The sequence below is a fragment of the Novosphingobium pokkalii genome (assembly GCF_014652855.1).
Taxonomy (GTDB): domain Bacteria; phylum Pseudomonadota; class Alphaproteobacteria; order Sphingomonadales; family Sphingomonadaceae; genus Novosphingobium; species Novosphingobium pokkalii.
This window is the reverse complement of record NZ_BMZP01000017.1, coordinates 26,204-41,198: the sequence shown is the minus strand read 5'-3', so window position 1 is coordinate 41,198 and position 14,995 is coordinate 26,204. Positions and strand designations below refer to the sequence as shown.

At 67.8% G+C, this 14,995-nt stretch carries 15 protein-coding genes; 7 read left to right on the top strand and 8 right to left on the bottom strand.

The features are described from left to right. Positions 1 to 27: 27 nt before the first annotated feature. From IE191_RS16025 to purM, 3 genes are all read right to left on the bottom strand, one after another. The gene (locus tag IE191_RS16025) at positions 28 to 1,182 is read right to left on the bottom strand and encodes an MFS transporter (protein ID WP_191325398.1); all 1,155 of its coding nucleotides are present in this window, start codon (positions 1,180 to 1,182) and stop codon (positions 28 to 30) included. Between the two features lie 5 nt (positions 1,183 to 1,187). Further along, on the bottom strand, positions 1,188 to 2,126 hold the full coding sequence (purN, locus tag IE191_RS16020) for a phosphoribosylglycinamide formyltransferase (protein WP_191325397.1): 939 nt from the start codon (positions 2,124 to 2,126) through the stop codon (positions 1,188 to 1,190). 145 nt (positions 2,127 to 2,271) lie between these two features. Continuing rightward, positions 2,272 to 3,378: a phosphoribosylformylglycinamidine cyclo-ligase gene (gene purM / locus IE191_RS16015; protein WP_191325396.1), complete on the bottom strand. Its 1,107-nt coding sequence runs from the start codon at positions 3,376 to 3,378 to the stop codon at positions 2,272 to 2,274. A gap of 84 nt (positions 3,379 to 3,462) precedes the next feature. On the opposite strand from purM, the gene IE191_RS16010 reads away from it, so the two are divergent. The 6 genes from IE191_RS16010 to IE191_RS15985 all read left to right on the top strand — a co-directional run bounded on the left by IE191_RS16010 (position 3,463) and on the right by IE191_RS15985 (position 8,823). After that, a complete protein-coding gene (locus tag IE191_RS16010; RefSeq protein WP_229815499.1) occupies positions 3,463 to 4,749 on the top strand; it encodes a heavy-metal-associated domain-containing protein in 1,287 nt (428 codons plus the stop codon). Positions 4,750 to 4,884: 135 nt separating this feature from the next. Further along, entirely contained in the window at positions 4,885 to 5,484 is a 600-nt protein-coding gene (locus IE191_RS16005) for an HdaA/DnaA family protein (RefSeq protein WP_191325395.1), read from the top strand. A 31-nt stretch (positions 5,485 to 5,515) separates the two neighbouring features. Beyond that, a complete protein-coding gene (epsC, locus tag IE191_RS16000) occupies positions 5,516 to 6,202 on the top strand; it encodes a serine O-acetyltransferase EpsC (protein ID WP_191325394.1) in 687 nt (228 codons plus the stop codon). Positions 6,203 to 6,228: 26 nt separating this feature from the next. Further along, positions 6,229 to 6,576: a DUF2794 domain-containing protein gene (locus tag IE191_RS15995; RefSeq protein WP_191325393.1), complete on the top strand. Its 348-nt coding sequence runs from the start codon at positions 6,229 to 6,231 to the stop codon at positions 6,574 to 6,576. A gap of 16 nt (positions 6,577 to 6,592) precedes the next feature. Next, the gene (locus IE191_RS15990; protein WP_229815497.1) at positions 6,593 to 6,883 is read left to right on the top strand and encodes a hypothetical protein; all 291 of its coding nucleotides are present in this window, start codon (positions 6,593 to 6,595) and stop codon (positions 6,881 to 6,883) included. A 128-nt stretch (positions 6,884 to 7,011) separates the two neighbouring features. Next, positions 7,012 to 8,823 (top strand): methyl-accepting chemotaxis protein, encoded by a 1,812-nt coding sequence (locus IE191_RS15985; protein WP_191325391.1) that lies wholly within the window; start codon positions 7,012 to 7,014, stop codon positions 8,821 to 8,823. Here the strand turns inward: IE191_RS15985 and IE191_RS15980 are convergent. From IE191_RS15980 to IE191_RS15960, 5 genes are all read right to left on the bottom strand, one after another. After that, positions 8,810 to 10,144, bottom strand: coding sequence for an ABC1 kinase family protein (locus tag IE191_RS15980; protein ID WP_191325390.1), 1,335 nt, complete (start codon positions 10,142 to 10,144; stop codon positions 8,810 to 8,812). The genes IE191_RS15985 and IE191_RS15980 overlap by 14 nt on opposite strands. After that, positions 10,141 to 11,325: an FAD-binding domain-containing protein gene (locus IE191_RS15975; protein WP_191325389.1), complete on the bottom strand. Its 1,185-nt coding sequence runs from the start codon at positions 11,323 to 11,325 to the stop codon at positions 10,141 to 10,143. The genes IE191_RS15980 and IE191_RS15975 overlap by 4 nt, the downstream gene beginning before the upstream one ends. 48 nt (positions 11,326 to 11,373) lie before the next feature. Continuing rightward, positions 11,374 to 11,892: a DUF4328 domain-containing protein gene (locus IE191_RS15970; protein ID WP_191325388.1), complete on the bottom strand. Its 519-nt coding sequence runs from the start codon at positions 11,890 to 11,892 to the stop codon at positions 11,374 to 11,376. Positions 11,893 to 12,042: 150 nt separating this feature from the next. Next, a complete protein-coding gene (locus IE191_RS15965; protein WP_191325387.1) occupies positions 12,043 to 13,143 on the bottom strand; it encodes a branched-chain amino acid aminotransferase in 1,101 nt (366 codons plus the stop codon). A gap of 448 nt (positions 13,144 to 13,591) precedes the next feature. Further along, complete coding sequence (locus IE191_RS15960; protein ID WP_191325386.1) at positions 13,592 to 14,158, bottom strand: hypothetical protein; 567 nt, start codon at positions 14,156 to 14,158, stop codon at positions 13,592 to 13,594. Positions 14,159 to 14,183: 25 nt separating this feature from the next. Between IE191_RS15960 and IE191_RS15955 the strand changes: the two genes are divergently transcribed. After that, a complete protein-coding gene (locus IE191_RS15955; RefSeq protein WP_229815495.1) occupies positions 14,184 to 14,990 on the top strand; it encodes a TlyA family RNA methyltransferase in 807 nt (268 codons plus the stop codon). Positions 14,991 to 14,995 lie beyond the last annotated feature (5 nt).

Here is a 14,995-nt window from a genome sequence, read left to right as displayed (position 1 = left end):
CCACCCCGGCCGCGATTTGTCTAGGGCTTAGGCCGTAACGCCCTGGCGGCCATACCATCCCGCCAGCATGCGCCAGATCGCGCCGACCGCGATCAGGCCGAGCAGGATCGGCAGGCGGAACCCGGCCCCGGCCTCCAGCAGGCCGGCGGCGATCAGGCAGGCCAGCGAGCAGCCCAGATCCCAGCCGCCTTCGGTGGCCATGTTGAAGCGCAGCGTGCACGAAGAGGCGCGGGCCATGGCATAGAGCGGGGCGAGCATCGCCGTGGCCGCCATCGGCGTGACCAGTGCGCCCAGCGCCGTCGCGCCCACGGCGGCCAGCGGCGTGTCGAATGCCAGGGCCTTGGCCAGCAGGGCCAGGATCGCCGCGCCATAGGCCAGCGCCAGCGAATGCAGCGGGCGGCCGCCGTCGATCAGATGGCCGATCAGCAAGCTGCCGGCGGCAGCGGCCACGCCAGCCACGGCAATTGCCCCGCCAAAGGCATCGAAATGCTGGCCCAGGGTAACGAACAGCGCCAGGTTCCAGATCACCGTGGCGCAGCCGGCGTGGAACCCCTCGGACAGATAGAGACGGCGGGCGAACAGCGTCAGCGGCCGGTCGAGCGCGGCCTCGCGCGCCACATGCGGGTTGGGCGCGCCAATCAGCGGCAGCACGGCGGCCAGTTGCACCAGGGCAATCGCGCCAAAGCCGATCAGCGGACCGGCGCGATCGACCAGCAGCCCGCCGACCAGCGGCGCGACGATGCCGACCACGGCGGTGGTCGCCTGCTGGATCGACACCTGGCGGCCGCCCCGGTCGCTGTCGGCCAGCGCCGAGACGAAGCTGTGCCAGCCGGTCCAATAGAGCACGCTGCCCAGGCCCGTCACCAGGATGAACAGGGCGAGCATGGCCACGGCCGGCACCGGCCCCGCGCCCGGCACGAACGGCAGCAGCAGGAAGCTGACCACGCGCACCAGCACGCCAATGAGCACCACGGTGCGCAGGCCCGCGCGCCAGGCCAGCGGCAGCACCAGCCCGCGCAGGGCAAAACGCGCCAGCAGCGTGCCGGCAAAGGCGGCCAGGGCCATGCCATGGGAAAAGCCCTGCGCCACCAGGAAGCCGGCAATGAACAGCCCGCCGCTCGATTCAACAAACGATTGCAGACCGACGTGGACATAGATGCGGCGCATCGGATCGGCGGCCATCGCGATCAGAACTCCAGCATGGCGGCAAGGCGGCGGGGCGCGACGGCGGCCCAGCTCCGTTGCAGCCAGGCGGCGATATCGTCCCAATCGACGTCGCCAAGGTCAAGGCGGATGGCCACCCAGCCGTCGCCGAAATAGGCCGGCCGGAAGAAGCGCTCGGGATCGTTCTCGATCAACTGCGCCTGTTCCTCGATCCCGCTGATCTTGACCAGCAGCGCCACGCGGCCATCGCCGTGGTGATCGGCGCTGACATAGGCGAATTTCTTGCCCTTGATCACGCCGAAGCAGGACATGCCATGGCTGTTCACTTCGTCCGCCTCGGGCAGGGCCATGGCGCGTTCGCGCACTTGCGCGGTCAGCCAATCGGGGCTGGTCTCGCGGGTGACGAGCGTTTCGAGGCAGCGCGAATAGAGCTGGTGTTCGGCAAACAGCACGCGGCCCGCCAGCGTCTCGGGCGTGTCGCCGGGCAGGATCGCCACGCGCGTCTGGCCCAGGATCGGCCCGTCATCCAGTTCCGGGGTGACCAGGTGGACGGTGCAGCCGCCGTGGCTGTCCCCGGCGGCAATCGCGCGCTCGTGGGTGTGCAGGCCCTTGTAGAGCGGCAGCAGCGAAGGGTGGATATTGAGCATGCGCCCGTCCCAGCGGGCCACGAATTCGGGCGAGAGGATGCGCATGTAGCCCGCCAGCGCGATATAGCGCGCGCCATGGGCCAGCACTTGCGCTTCCATCAGCGCGTCGTGCTCGGCGCGGGGAATGCCCTTGTGCGGCAGGGCAAAGGTGGGCACGCCCTCGGCCGCGGCCAGGGCCAGGCCCTTGGCGGCGGGATCGTTGGAAAGCACCAGCACGATCTCGTACGGGCAACCGGGCGCACGGCTGGCATAGAGCAGGGCAGCCATGTTGGTGCCGCTGCCCGAGATGAAAACCGCTACCTTTGCCTTGGCCACTGTGTTCAATCCTTGGCGCGCTGGGTTGGTGTGGGTGGGCGCTGGGGCCTTCGACAGGCTCAGGCCGAACGGACTGTTGGGTTAGGAGAAATTGTCACCACCCCCCGTTCGGGCTGAGTTTGTCGAAGCCCCCCGCACCCGAACCTCAGCCGATGTGCACCGCTTCCCAGGCTTCGCGCGCAGACCAGGCTTCGGCGCTGCCGAACACGGTGCAGCCCTTGTCGCCTTCCACCACGGTGCCGATGGTGAACACGGTTTCGCCCGCAGCGGTCAGGTCGGCAGACAGGCTTTCCGCTTCGCCAGCCTCCACGGCCAGTACCATGCCGATGCCGCAGTTGAAGGTGCGCGCCATTTCGCCCGGCTCGATATTGCCCTGGGCCTGGAGGAAGGCCATCAGGCGCGGCTGCTCCCAGCTATCGGCATCGATCCGCGCATGGAGCCCCTTGGGCAGCACGCGGGGCACGTTTTCCAGCAGGCCACCGCCGGTGATGTGGGCGAGGGCATTGATCCGGCCCGAGCGGATGAACGGCAGCAGCGTCTTCACATAGATGCGCGTGGGTTCGATCAGCACGTCGATCAGCAGGCGCTCGTTGTCGAACAGCGCCGGGCGATCGAGCTTCCAGCCCTTGTCGGCGGCAAGGCGCCGTACCAGCGAATAACCGTTGGAATGGACGCCCGACGAAGCGAGGCCGAGCAGCACGTTTCCGGCCGCCACCTTGTCGCCGGTCAGTTGCTCACCGCGTTCCACCGCGCCGACGCAGAAACCGGCAAGGTCATAGTCGCCATCGGCATACATGCCCGGCATTTCCGCCGTCTCGCCGCCGATCAGGGCACAGCCAGCCAGCTTGCAGCCATCGGCAATGCCGGCCACGACTCGCTCCGCCACGCCGTTGTCGAGCCGGCCGGTGGCGAAATAATCCAAGAAGAACAGCGGTTCGGCGCCCTGCACGATCAGATCGTTGACGCACATCGCAACCAGGTCGATGCCGATCGCATCGTGGCGATCATGATCGATCGCCAGCTTCACCTTGGTGCCCACGCCATCGTTGCCCGCGACCAGCAGCGGGTCTTTGTAACCGGCTGCCTTGAGATCGAAAAAGCCGCCGAATCCGCCCAGTTCGGCGTCGGCGCCGGGGCGTGCGGTGGCCTTGGCAAGCGGGCCGATGGCCTTCACCAATGCGTTGCCGGCGGCGATGTTCACGCCGGCCTGTTCGTAGGAATAGCTCTGGGGCTTGGAGGTGTCGTTGGCCATGATGATCGGCGCCTAGCCGTTTCCGGCTTGGATTTCCACTTGCCTTTGGGCAAAAGCGCCCGGCACATTTTGTCCGGAGTTCCCTTGGCCGTCCTGCGCCTGTCCCGTCCGCTTCGTTTTTCCCGCTCGTGGCTGCTGTCTGGTGCCGGTGCGCTGGTGCTGGCCGTGGGCGGAGCGCTGGTCGGCCCGGCGATCCTGGCGCAGATCGAGGGCGATCGCGGCATCGCTCCGATCGCCAGCACCGGCGATTTTGAGGTGAGCGGGATCGAGGTCAACGTGCAGGGCAGCTCTGCCGCCGATGCGCGCGCCAAGGGTTGGCAGGAAGCGGAAAAGCTGGCCTGGCAAAAGCTTTGGAAAACCAACAGCCTGGGCGGAGGTGAGGCCCCCGCGCTCGATGCTGGCACGCTTGATGCCATGGTAGCGGCAGTGGTCGTGGAGCAGGAGCAGATCGGCCCGCACCGCTATATCGCGCGGCTGGGCGTGACGTTCGATCGCGCCCGCACCGGCGGCTATCTGGGCATGCATGGCCAGGTCGCGCGCTCTGCGCCGCTGCTGATCATTCCGGTGCTTTATGAAGGCGGCGTGGCTTCGGTCTATGAAACGCGCACGCCCTGGCAACGGGCCTGGGCCGAATTCCACACCGGCGAAAGCGCGATCGACTATGTCCGCCCCAATGGCGGGGGTGCCGATTCGCTGTTGCTGACCGAAGGGCAACTGACCCGGCGCAGCCGCAACTGGTGGCGCCTGGTGCTCGACGAATTCGGCGCGGCCGACGTGGTGATGCCGATCGCCCGGCTGACCCGCGAATTCCCCGGCGGCCCGATCCACGGCACGTTCACCGCGCGCCACGGGCCGGACAACCGCTTCATCGGCCAGTTCGACCTGACCGCGCCGAGCGACGACCAGTTGCCGCAGATGCTGGCCGATGCCGTCCACCGCCTCGACGCGCTCTACACCCAGGCCTTGCAGCAGGGGCAGCTTGCGCCCGATCCCTCGCTCAACATGGCGCCGCAGCTTGATACCAAGCTGATCAACCAGATCCTCGATTCGCTGGGGCCGGTGCAGCAGTCTGCGCCGAGCACGACGCCCGCGCCGGGAGTACCAGTAACCGGCGCGGCGCCGGCCGGGCCGGCGGCGGCCACGTTCACCGTGCAGGTGGCAACCGCCGACGGCGCCGCGCTCGACGCTGGCCTGGCTGCCGTGCGCGGCGTGGCCGGGGTGCAGGGCGCGGCCACCAGCAGCGTGGCGATCGGCGGCACTTCGGTGCTGCGCGTGACCTATGCCGGCAATCTGGAAACCCTGGCGGCGGCCCTGCGCGCGCAGGGCTGGAAAGTGACGGCCGGGGCCAACGCCCTCTCGATCCGCAGATAGCGCTGGTTTTCCCGGTCTTATCCCCACCCCCGGTGGTGCGATCCACAGGGTAGCCCCCAGATTCGCACGGTTTCGGCGCCGGTCAGGGGCTATGGGCCGTTCCCTTCCCGTTCCCTCGTTCCTATATGGCCTGCCATGACCAGCCAGATTGCCCTTCCTCTTTCGCCGGCCCACGGCGCTGAAAACATCGTGGTCGGCCCGTCGCTGCAACCGGTGATCGATGGCCTGATGGCGGGCCAGGACTGGCCCTATCGCAGTTGCATCCTGTCTGGCCCCTCGCGTTCGGGCAAAAGCCTGCTGGCGCGCTGGTTCGTCGCCTCGGATCTGGGCGACGCGCTCGACGGCGCCGATCGCCTGCCCGAAGACGAGGTGTTCCACGCCTGGAACCGCGCGCAGGCCAGCGGCCGGCCGCTGTTGCTGATCAACGATGCCGGGCCGGGGCAATGGCGGGTGAAACTGCCCGACCTGGGCTCGCGCCTGGGCGGGTCGATGGCGCTGACCATTCCCGCGCCCGATGAGGAGCTGCTGGTGCAACTGCTGGAAGAGCATGCCGCGCGGCGCGGGCTGGCTCTGGGCGATGGCGTGCTGGCGTTCCTGCTGCCCCGGGTGGAGCGCAGCCATGCCGCGGCCGAAACCCTGGTGGAAACAATCGACCGCCTCAGCCTTGAGCGCAAGGCGCCCGTCACCATATCGCTGGTGCGCGATGCGCTGGCGCAAGTGCAGGGCGCGGATTGACCGCGCAGGCGCCAAGGAGACATAAGGGGCGATGGTTTCAGGCCTGATCGAATACCTGGATTCCATTCGTGCCCGCGATCCGGCGCCGCGTTCGCGTTGGGAAATCCTGCTTTACCCCGGTCTCTGGGCCGTGGCGCTGCATCGCGTGGCGCACTGGCTGTTCGAAGGGCGAATGTTTTTCCTGGCGCGGCTGGTCAACCATCTGGCGCGGTTCCTGACCGGGATCGACATCCATCCCGGCGCCACGATCGGCCGCCATCTGTTCATCGATCATGGCTTTACCGTGATCGGCGAGACGGCGCAGATCGGCGACACGGTGACGATCTACCAATGCGTGACGCTGGGCGGCACCAATCCGGCCAACGGCGTGGCGGGCAAGCGCCATCCCACGCTGGCCGACGGGGTGATCGTCGGTTCGGGCGCGCAGATCCTGGGACCGATCACGGTGGGCGAAGGCGCACGGGTTGGCGCCAATGCGGTGGTGACCGAGGATGTTGCCCCGGGCACCACGATGGTCGGCTGGAAAGCGCGGCCCACCCATGTGCCAATGGAGGCCTGGCTGCGCGATTTCATGCCCTATGGCACGCCCTGCGCGGACCCTTGCCCCGATCTGTCCGGCGTGGCCGATGCCGCGCGGGTAGAGGCACTGGAAGCCGAAGTGGCCGCGCTCAAGGCGCAAGTGGCGGCGCTGCTTGCGCAGCAGACGGTGATGCCCTGAGCGCGCCCGTCAATGGGCCGGCTGACATGCCGGGCAACGTGGTGCCGCTGGTGCCGGCCGCGCGTATCGCCGCGCAAGTGGCGTTCGACCGGCTGGAACTGCTGCGCATTCTCGATCTTTACGGCCGCATGGTGGCGGCGGGGCTGTGGCGCGACTATGCGATGGATTTCGGCAAGGAAGCGGCCAGTTTCTCCGCCTTTCGGCGCACCGCCGAGCGCCCTACCGCGCGCATCGAAAAGCGCCCCGCGCTGCGTGGCCGCCAGGGCATGTGGGCGCTCTATGGCGAAGCGGGGCAAGTGCTCAAGCGCGGGCACGAGCTGGCCGGCGTCCTCTCCCCGCTTGAGCGGCGGCTGCTCAAGGTGGTGGAAGACTAGCCTTCTGCTGCCTGCATTGGCGCTGGTGAACGCCTGCCACGATGCGCCGGCCCGCCGGGCCACCGGGCCGCGCGAAACCCCGGTCATGCGCGTGGTCTATCGCGACGCGCACGATCGCATGCTGCTGACCTTTCCGCGCGATGGCGACGCGGCGATCACCACTCGCCTGGTGGACGATGAATGCCACGCGCCCCTGCTGATCGACGGGCAGACCGGCGCGGCGCGGCGCCTCTCCGCGCGCGAGGCGATGGACCGCACCCACACCATGCAGCTTGCCGGGGCAACGCCAGGGGTTTGCCCGCGTTAGTTTCCGCACCGTAAGGTAATCGCCGGATGCCCCGGTTACCGAAGCCTTGCACGGTGCGCGCTATCGCCATGCGCTGAACCGCAGGCGCAGCAGGGCCTGCCCCGAAGGCATCAATGAAAGTACCAAACATGGCATGGACAGGCGCGCGGCTGGGCAGTCTGGAAGACAAGTCGATCGACGCGCGGCTCAATATCCAGGCCCGCGCGGCGATCATTTCCGCCGTGGTGATGTTTGCCACGATCATCACCAGCTCGCTGCTCGCCCTCGATCGCCAGAAGCAGGCCCATGTCTATGCCCAGCAGGCCTTGCGCGCGGCGATGCTGGAAAAGGATTTCACCTCGCTGGCGCGCGACGTGTTCCGCCATGCCGCAATCAACACCGCCGATAGCCGCAAGGACGTGGACGGCAATATCGGCGACATGAAGGATTCGATGACCGCCGCCAAGGCCGAGCTGGACGATTCCGAAGATGCCGTGGTGGACGAGGTGGCCGGCAAGTTCGACCGCTATGTCGCCCTGGTCAATCAGGCCTTCGCCAATGGCCAGGTGGACCATGCCACGCTCAAGCAGGCGGAACACATGGGCGACGAGATCGACGACACGATCGAGAAGATCCGCAATCCGGTGATCGCCAAGGCCGCTGCGGTGGACGCGCAACAGACCATGCTGGCCTGGGTGACGCTGGCCGTGACCGGGGCGATCAGCGGCTTGATCGGCGCCTTCTCGTTTCTTCTGGCGCGCCGCGTGCGTCGCTCGATTTCGGGCGAGCTGGGCGAACTGGCCAGCACCATCGGCCGGATCACCGATGGCCACTACAACACCATGGTGCCGTTTGGCGATCGCGCCGACGATATCGGCCAACTGGCGCGGGCGGCGGTGAACCTGCGCGAAACCAGCAAGGCGCGGGAGGAAGCCGACCACGAGATGCGCACCCTGGTCAATGCCATGGTCAGCGCGCTCGATCGCCTGGCGCAGGGCGATCTGACCGTGACGATGCCCGAAGTCTCCCCCGCCTTTGCCAAGCTGCGCACCGATTTCAACGGCGCGGTCAAGGCGCTGCACGATGCGATCAGTTCGGTCTCGATGGCAGCGGCCGCGATCGAGAACGGCGCGCGCGAAATCGATGCCGCCAGCCACGATCTTTCCCTGCGGTCAGAAGCGCAGGCGGCCGACCTCAGCGCCGCTGCGGCCAAGCTGGGCGAAGTGACCGGCACGGTGAAGGACACCGCCAGCAGCGCCACCGAAGCCGCCGGCGTGGTCAGCACTGCCGTGCGCGAGGCGGGCGAGGGCGGCCAGACCATTCGCGAGGCGGTGTCCGCCATGGGCAATATCGAGAAAGCCTCTGACGAGATCAGCCAGATCATCAGCGTGATCGACGGCATCACATTCCAGACCAACCTCCTGGCGCTCAACGCCGGGGTCGAAGCGGCGCGCGCGGGCGAAGCGGGCAAGGGCTTTGCCGTGGTGGCCAGCGAAGTGCGCGCCCTGGCACAGCGATCGTCGGACGCGGCCAGCCAGATCCGCAGCCTGATCGAATCGTCGGGCCGCGAGGTTTCGGGCGGGGTGCAACTGGTGCGCCGCGCGGGTGAGGCATTCGGCGCGATCGGGCAGCGCATTGCCCAGATCACCGCGCTGGTCGAACGCATTCGCGAGGGATCGGAGCACCAGTCGCAGAGCCTGGGCACGATCAACGTGGCCGTGGCCGGCATGGATCGCACCACGCAGCAGAACGCGGCCATGGTGGAAGAAGCGACGGCCGCAGCCAAGAGCCTGGCCACCGAAGCGCGACAATTGACCGACCTGGTCGATCGCTTTGCCATCGCCAACCGGGCGGGCGCCTATCGCCCGGCGGCGCAGCCTGCGCGGTCGGCGCCTGTATCGCACGCCGTTCACGGCAACCTGGCGCTGGTCCACGCCGACGACGATTTCAGCGCGTTCTGATCGCTTCGGCGGCCAGATCGCGGATCGGCACGCGCACCCGCATGCGCACGGCGAGCAGCGCGGTGCCGCTGACCTTGCGCTGCACCAGCAGGGTCTGCACCGGCGGCACGTGCCAGGCGGCGCGGTCTTCGGCAATCGGGCGGCCGATCCGGCGCAGGTCTTCCACGAAGCGGCGGTCCGAGAAATCGAGCGGGCCGGGGCGCGAGAGATGCGCCATCAGGATCGCGATCATCGCATCGATGCGCTCGCCGTGCCGTTCGAGCAGAGTGGGGGAGACGAAACCCACTTGCAGGATCGCCTCGCGCAGCGCCTGCGGGTCTTCGGCAAGCCCGGCGGCCAGCACGGCGCGATAGGCAGCGGCGGTCTCGGCCGGGACCGGACGGGCCGCGCCGAAATCGAGCAGCACCAGCCTGCCGCTGTCGGGCTGCCAGCGATAGTTGGCAAAGTTGGGATCGGTCTGCATGTAGCCGAACACGAACAACTCGTGCAGCACCAGGTTGAGCAGCGCGGTCAGCATCGCGTCGCGCTGCTCCTGCGGCGCTTCCGCCAAAGTGTCGATCGGCCGCCCTGCGACATAGTCCATCGCCAGGACGCGGGTGGTGGTCAGCTCTTCCACCGGCGCGGGCACCAGGAAGCGCGGGTCGTCAGCCAGCAGATCGCGATAGTGGCGCATCTGCGCTGCCTCGCGCACATAGTCGGCCTCTTCGTGCAACTGGCGCTTGGCCTCTTCCAGCAGCGGCGCGATGTCGAGCGAGGCGGGCAGCAGGTTGGACAGGCGCAGCAGCGTGGCCACGTTGTCCACATCCGCATCAATGCTGGCGGCAACGCCCGGATACTGCACCTTGATCGCCAGTTCGCGCCCATCGGGCAGGCGGGCCCGGTGGACCTGCCCGATCGAGGCGGCCGCCAGCGGGCGCGGGTCGAAGTGGGCAAAGCGGCGGCGCCAGTCCGCGCCCCATTCGGCATTGAGCACTTTCTGCAATTGCGCGGGCGGCATGTGATGGGCCGAATCGCGCAACCGCGCCAGGATCGCGGTGAGTTCGGCGGGGAGCATGTCACCGGCATCGAGCGAGAGCATCTGGCCCAGTTTCATCGCCGCGCCGCGCAGGCGGGAAAGCTGCTCCGTCACGCGCAGGGCATTGGCCGGGGTCAGCACCAGGTCACTCAATTGCGGGCGCTCGCCGCGCGCCAGGCGCTTGGCCCCTTCGGCCACGACACCACCGGCCAGGCCCCCGGCCAGTTGGCCGAACGCCGCCAGGCGCGACAGTCGGCCGCTGGGCACCTTGCGCGCGCTGGCGCTGCTGCGGGCCGAATCGCTCATGCCAGGTCTTTCAGCAAGGCGGGAATCTCCTGTTTCAGGGCAAAGAAGCCACGCCGGCAGTGCGGCCAGACGGCCTTGTCCCATGCGCGCAGATGCTCGGCCAGAACGCAGCCTTGCGCAGACAGCGCGGCGCGGATCGCGGGCAAGGCATCGGCACGCAGGCCGACGGGAACGAAACCGGTGACAATCTGCGTGGTTCCGGCACCCTGAGCCGCAGCGGCCAGTTCGGCCGGGCTGTTGATCCACTGCACCGGTGCGTTCCAATGGGCCGCCGCGCGGGCCAGCGCGTCATCCAGCGCAGCCGCGTCTGCGGCAGTGCCGGCATCGCTGCGACAGGCAACCACGGCGCGCACAGGCAGGCGGGCAAGGGCGGCCTCCTGCTCCAGTCCCGCGTCTTCGGGCGTGATCCACAGCAGGGCTGGGCGACCCGGATCGACTGCCGGGGTGGTGCGCCATGGTGCGGCCAGGGGCGCGGGTGCGTCGCCGGGAATGATCGCCTGCGTGGCCAGGCCCCGGGGATGAAAGCGGCCATCGGTCATCGCGGTGATGCGCGCGGCATCGGCCAGGTAGGCCTTGCCCGCCGTATGCAGCCCTGCCACCCAGCGCCAGGACAGCGTGTTGGAGGCCGGATCACCATCGCGCAACTGGTCGAGGAAATGGGCGGCGCCCAGCTGCCACGGCAGGCCCAGCGTGAAGATCCAGATTGAGGCGACCTGCATCCGTGCCCAGTTGTGCAAGTATCCGGTCTCGGCCAGTTCGCCGATCCAGTGGTCGAATGCATCGATCCCGGTGCGGCCGGTGAGGGCATCCCGGTGCCGCGCGGCGAGATCAGGATCGCGGGCCAGGCGGGCTGTGGCAGCGTCTCGCCCGGCCAAATAGCGGGTCCAGATCGCCGGGCGCTGCTCCAGCCAGCCTTTCCAGTAGGTGCGCCAGAATACTTCGCTGATGAAACTGGCCGCAGCCTCTGGCCCGTGCGCCGCAAGCACGGCGCGCACCACTTCGGCCTCGCTGATCGTGCGGCGGCGCAGTGCGGCAGACAGGCGCGAGACGGCGCGATGCTGCCCCGGCCCGTGATCGAAATTGCGCCCCTTGGCATAGGCGGCGCCAGCCTGCGGCACGAATTGCGCCAGGCGCGCCAGCGCATCGGCGCGGGTGACGGGAAAGGATGGGGCCGATGCCATCCCCGGCCTATCGGCGTGATTGCCCGTGGCGGCGAGCCGTCCCTTAGGTCAGGCGAACACCGACGTTGCGGCGCGTTCGTGCTGTGCCGTGTTCACCTGGCGGACCAGGACCCGGAACAGAACGCAAGCGGTCAAGCCGGCGAGCGCGGCAATCGGGGTCAGGACAAAACGATCCATTTCGGTATCGACAACGTGGCGGCTGCCCGACAGGTTCATGCTGAGTGTCGCCACGACCCAGGCACCCCACCATTGCGCCATCAACGGGGGCGCCTTGGGAGTGTGGCCGGACGACAGTTCCATGCTTTGGCTCCAGATCTCGCGCATGACGTCAAATGGCTTGAACAGCGAGGCGATCGGAACGAATGCCCAGAGCCATGCCATCGTCGGCCCGTGTTTCAGGGGAATGCCGGCTGCGCGCAGATTGGCATTGGCGCGATAGAACCACATGCAGCACATCGCCATAGTCACGATCATGACCACGAGAGCGATAACCGTGAAGGGTCCCATGATTGAAGGCAGTCGTGCAACGCCGTCCAAGGGACCGTCACCGATCAGGGCCACGGCCATCGTGCTACCGCTGATGGGCAACAGCCACGACAGCGCCCTGGTCAATCGGTTGAGCCGGAAAAGCCCTTGTTCCAACGTCAATCGCGCCACACGCATCCCCCGCCTTTTCCCGATGGATAGGCGCAGGATGCGGGTGGCGGCAAGGGCAGATCAGGCGATCTTGCGGACCCAGCCGTGGGTATCTTCGGCTTCACCGCGCTGGATCGAGACCAGGCGCTGGCGCAGCTTTTGCGTGAGCTGGCCCGGCCCGCCCGAGCCGATCACGAATTCGCCGTTGTGATCGGCCACTTTGCCCACCGGGGTGACGACCGCGGCCGTCCCGCAGGCAAAGGTTTCGACGAGCTTGCCCGAAGCGGCATCGGCGCGCCACTGGTCGAGGCTGTAGCGTTCCTCGCGCACGGTCAGGCCTTCCTCGCGCGCCAGGGCGATCAGGCTCTCGCGGGTGATGCCCGGCAGGATCGTGCCCGAAAGCGGCGGGGTGAGGATCGAGCCATCGTCGAAGGCGAAGAACAGGTTCATCCCGCCCAGTTCCTCGATCCACTTGTGCTCGGCCGCGTCGAGGAACAGCACCTGGTCATGGCCGCGCGCAAAAGCCTCGGCCGTAGGCACCAGGCTGGCGGCATAGTTGCCGCCGCACTTGGCTGCGCCCGTGCCGCCGGGTGCGGCGCGGGTATAGTCGCTGACCCAGATCGACACGGCGGGCGAGCCGGACTTGAAGTAGTTTCCGGCCGGGCTTGCGATCACCATGAAGCGATAGGCCTTGGCCGGGCGCACGCCGAGGAAGGCTTCCGACGCGAACATGAACGGGCGCAGGTAGAGCGAGCCGCCTTCGACCGTGGGGAACCAGTCTGCATCGGTGAGGACGAGCTGTTCCACCGCCTGTACGAACAGGTCTTCGGGAATTTCGGCCATGGCCAGGCGCCGGGCCGAGGCATTGAAGCGCGCGGCATTGGCTTCGGGGCGGAACAGGGCGATGCCGCCATCGGCGAGGCGATAGGCCTTCAGCCCTTCAAAGATTTCCTGGGCATAGTGCAGCACGGCGGCCGCCGGATCGAGCGCGATCGGGCCATAGGGCAGGATTTCGGCCTTGTGCCAGCCTTCTGCTTCGGTCCATTCGATGGACACCATGTGGTCGGAAAACTTGGTGCCGAAGCCCGGATTGGCGAGCACCTCCGCGCGCACCTGCGCCGTGGCCGGCGCGGGGTGGGGAACGCGGGTAAAGCGCAACGCGGGCGCGGCGGTGGTCGCCATGGCACAATCATCCTTGAAGATAGGGAATCGGTGATTCGCCCGTTGAACGATTGTTGCGCCAAACGCAAGGAAAAAGAAATAAATGTGAAGGGCCGCTTCGGCAGTCCCGAAACGGCCCTTCGCATGGTCAGCGGCCGGAAGTGCCGCTCACGAAGCCTTTATCGCTGTGCTGGAAATCAGCGATAATGCCTCGCGCTGCGGAATGCCGACCTCTCTGCTGAACCATGAGACATCGGATCACCTCCTTTCGCGCTGTTGAGCCAAAGTCGCTGCCCGGGGCGTTCCGAAACAGCTAGGCCGGGAGGGCTTGCGAACCGCTCACCGACCTTGTGATCTATGTGCGCAATCGATCGCCAAACAACAAGACTTGCATTCATTTATTTTGCCGTCAAAATCGCCGCTTCGTGCCTGCGCCGATGCACCGGAAAACCGCCAATTCCGGCGACTTTCAGCGGCAATCCTCCACCACGCGGCCCACTTCTGCCCATGCGGGCAGGATCAGCGTGGGCAGGCCGTTCACGTCCACCATGAAGCGGCCCCGGCTGAACGCCATGGCATCGAGCAGATTGTCCCGCGCGGGCAGGGTGATGACCAGGCTCTGCGCATCGGCGGGCACCGCGCTGAGCGCGCGTTGCTGGCTGGTGGTGGTGATCGCGGCGGGCACCGGCTGGCCCGCTGCCCCGGCAATGATCAGGGCGACCTGGCCCTGGCGGCATTCCATGGCCAGCACAGGCGCGGCGCCCGGCTGCCCGAATTGCGCGCGGCCATCGGCATAGCGCCAGGTGCCCGGCGTTTGCGGCCAATCGCGCCAGTCGCTGGATCGGGTGGCGGCCACTGGCGGCGGGGCCGGGCGGGGCGTCGGCGGCGCAGGGCGCACGGGAGCGGGCGGAATCACCGCCTGCGGCGCGCAGGCCGTGGCGAGCGTCAGGAGAGCGAAGGTCGCGACACAGGCGCGAAACCGGGCAGGAAGCAGCGGAGAATTGTGCCCGGACCGGGCCACATGGTTGATCTTCATGCCCGGCTTATGGAAGGAAGCGCGCGTGACGACAAGCCGAACGCCCCCGCCCGATCCGGCACCCCGTGCCAAACCCGCCACGAAACAGCGCGTGGACCAGCTTCTGGTCGAACGCGGTCTGGCCGAAAGCCGCGCCCGCGCCCAGGCGCTGATCCTGGCCGGCCTGGTCTTCGCCGGCGAGGCCAAGGTAGCCAAGGCCGGGCAGACCGTGCCCGCCGATGCCGCCATCGAGGTGCGCGGCCGCGATCACCCGTGGGTGTCGCGCGGCGGCATCAAGCTGGCCCATGCGATCGACCACTTCGGGCTCGATCCGGCCGGGGTGGTGGCGATGGACATCGGCAGTTCCACCGGCGGGTTCACCGATGTCCTGCTGCAAAAGGGGGCCACCCATGTCTTTGCGGTGGATTCGGGCACCAACCAGTTGGCGTGGAAGCTGCGCCAGGATCCGCGTGTCACCGTTCTGGAGCAAACCAGCGCGCGCATCCTGACCCCTGCCCATATCGACCAGGCCGCCACCTGGGTGGTGTGCGATGCCAGCTTCATCGCCTTGCGCAAGGTGCTGGAAGTGCCACTGTCGCTGGCGGCGCGGCCCACCCGGCTGGTGGCGCTTATCAAGCCGCAGTTCGAGGTAGGGCGCAGCGAAGTGGGCAAGGGCGGGGTGGTGCGCGATCCGGCGCTGCACGCGCGGGTCTGCAGCGAAGTGCGCGACTGGCTGGAGGGCGAAGGCTGGGACGTGCAGGGGATTGTCGAAAGCCCGATCACCGGGCCGGAGGGCAACGTAGAATTCCTTATATCTGCGTTTCGGAATGAGATTCCCTCGCCAATTGCCTAGAGCCA

What these genes read in the sequence shown, in the direction of transcription:
- IE191_RS15970 (WP_191325388.1), bottom strand. Translation starts at nt 11,892, where the DNA reads ATGGCCGTGGCCCTGATCGGTGACGGTCCCTTGGACGGCGTTGCACGA.
- IE191_RS16025 (WP_191325398.1), bottom strand. Translation starts at nt 1,182, where the DNA reads ATGGCCGCCGATCCGATGCGCCGCATCTATGTCCACGTCGGTCTGCAA.
- IE191_RS15960 (WP_191325386.1), bottom strand. Translation starts at nt 14,158, where the DNA reads ATGAAGATCAACCATGTGGCCCGGTCCGGGCACAATTCTCCGCTGCTT.
- epsC (WP_191325394.1), top strand. Translation starts at nt 5,516, where the DNA reads ATGGTTTCAGGCCTGATCGAATACCTGGATTCCATTCGTGCCCGCGAT.
- IE191_RS15975 (WP_191325389.1), bottom strand. Translation starts at nt 11,325, where the DNA reads ATGGCATCGGCCCCATCCTTTCCCGTCACCCGCGCCGATGCGCTGGCG.
- IE191_RS15995 (WP_191325393.1), top strand. Translation starts at nt 6,229, where the DNA reads ATGCCGGGCAACGTGGTGCCGCTGGTGCCGGCCGCGCGTATCGCCGCG.
- IE191_RS15980 (WP_191325390.1), bottom strand. Translation starts at nt 10,144, where the DNA reads ATGAGCGATTCGGCCCGCAGCAGCGCCAGCGCGCGCAAGGTGCCCAGC.
- purM (WP_191325396.1), bottom strand. Translation starts at nt 3,378, where the DNA reads ATGGCCAACGACACCTCCAAGCCCCAGAGCTATTCCTACGAACAGGCC.
- IE191_RS15965 (WP_191325387.1), bottom strand. Translation starts at nt 13,143, where the DNA reads ATGGCGACCACCGCCGCGCCCGCGTTGCGCTTTACCCGCGTTCCCCAC.
- IE191_RS15985 (WP_191325391.1), top strand. Translation starts at nt 7,012, where the DNA reads ATGGCATGGACAGGCGCGCGGCTGGGCAGTCTGGAAGACAAGTCGATC.
- IE191_RS16005 (WP_191325395.1), top strand. Translation starts at nt 4,885, where the DNA reads ATGACCAGCCAGATTGCCCTTCCTCTTTCGCCGGCCCACGGCGCTGAA.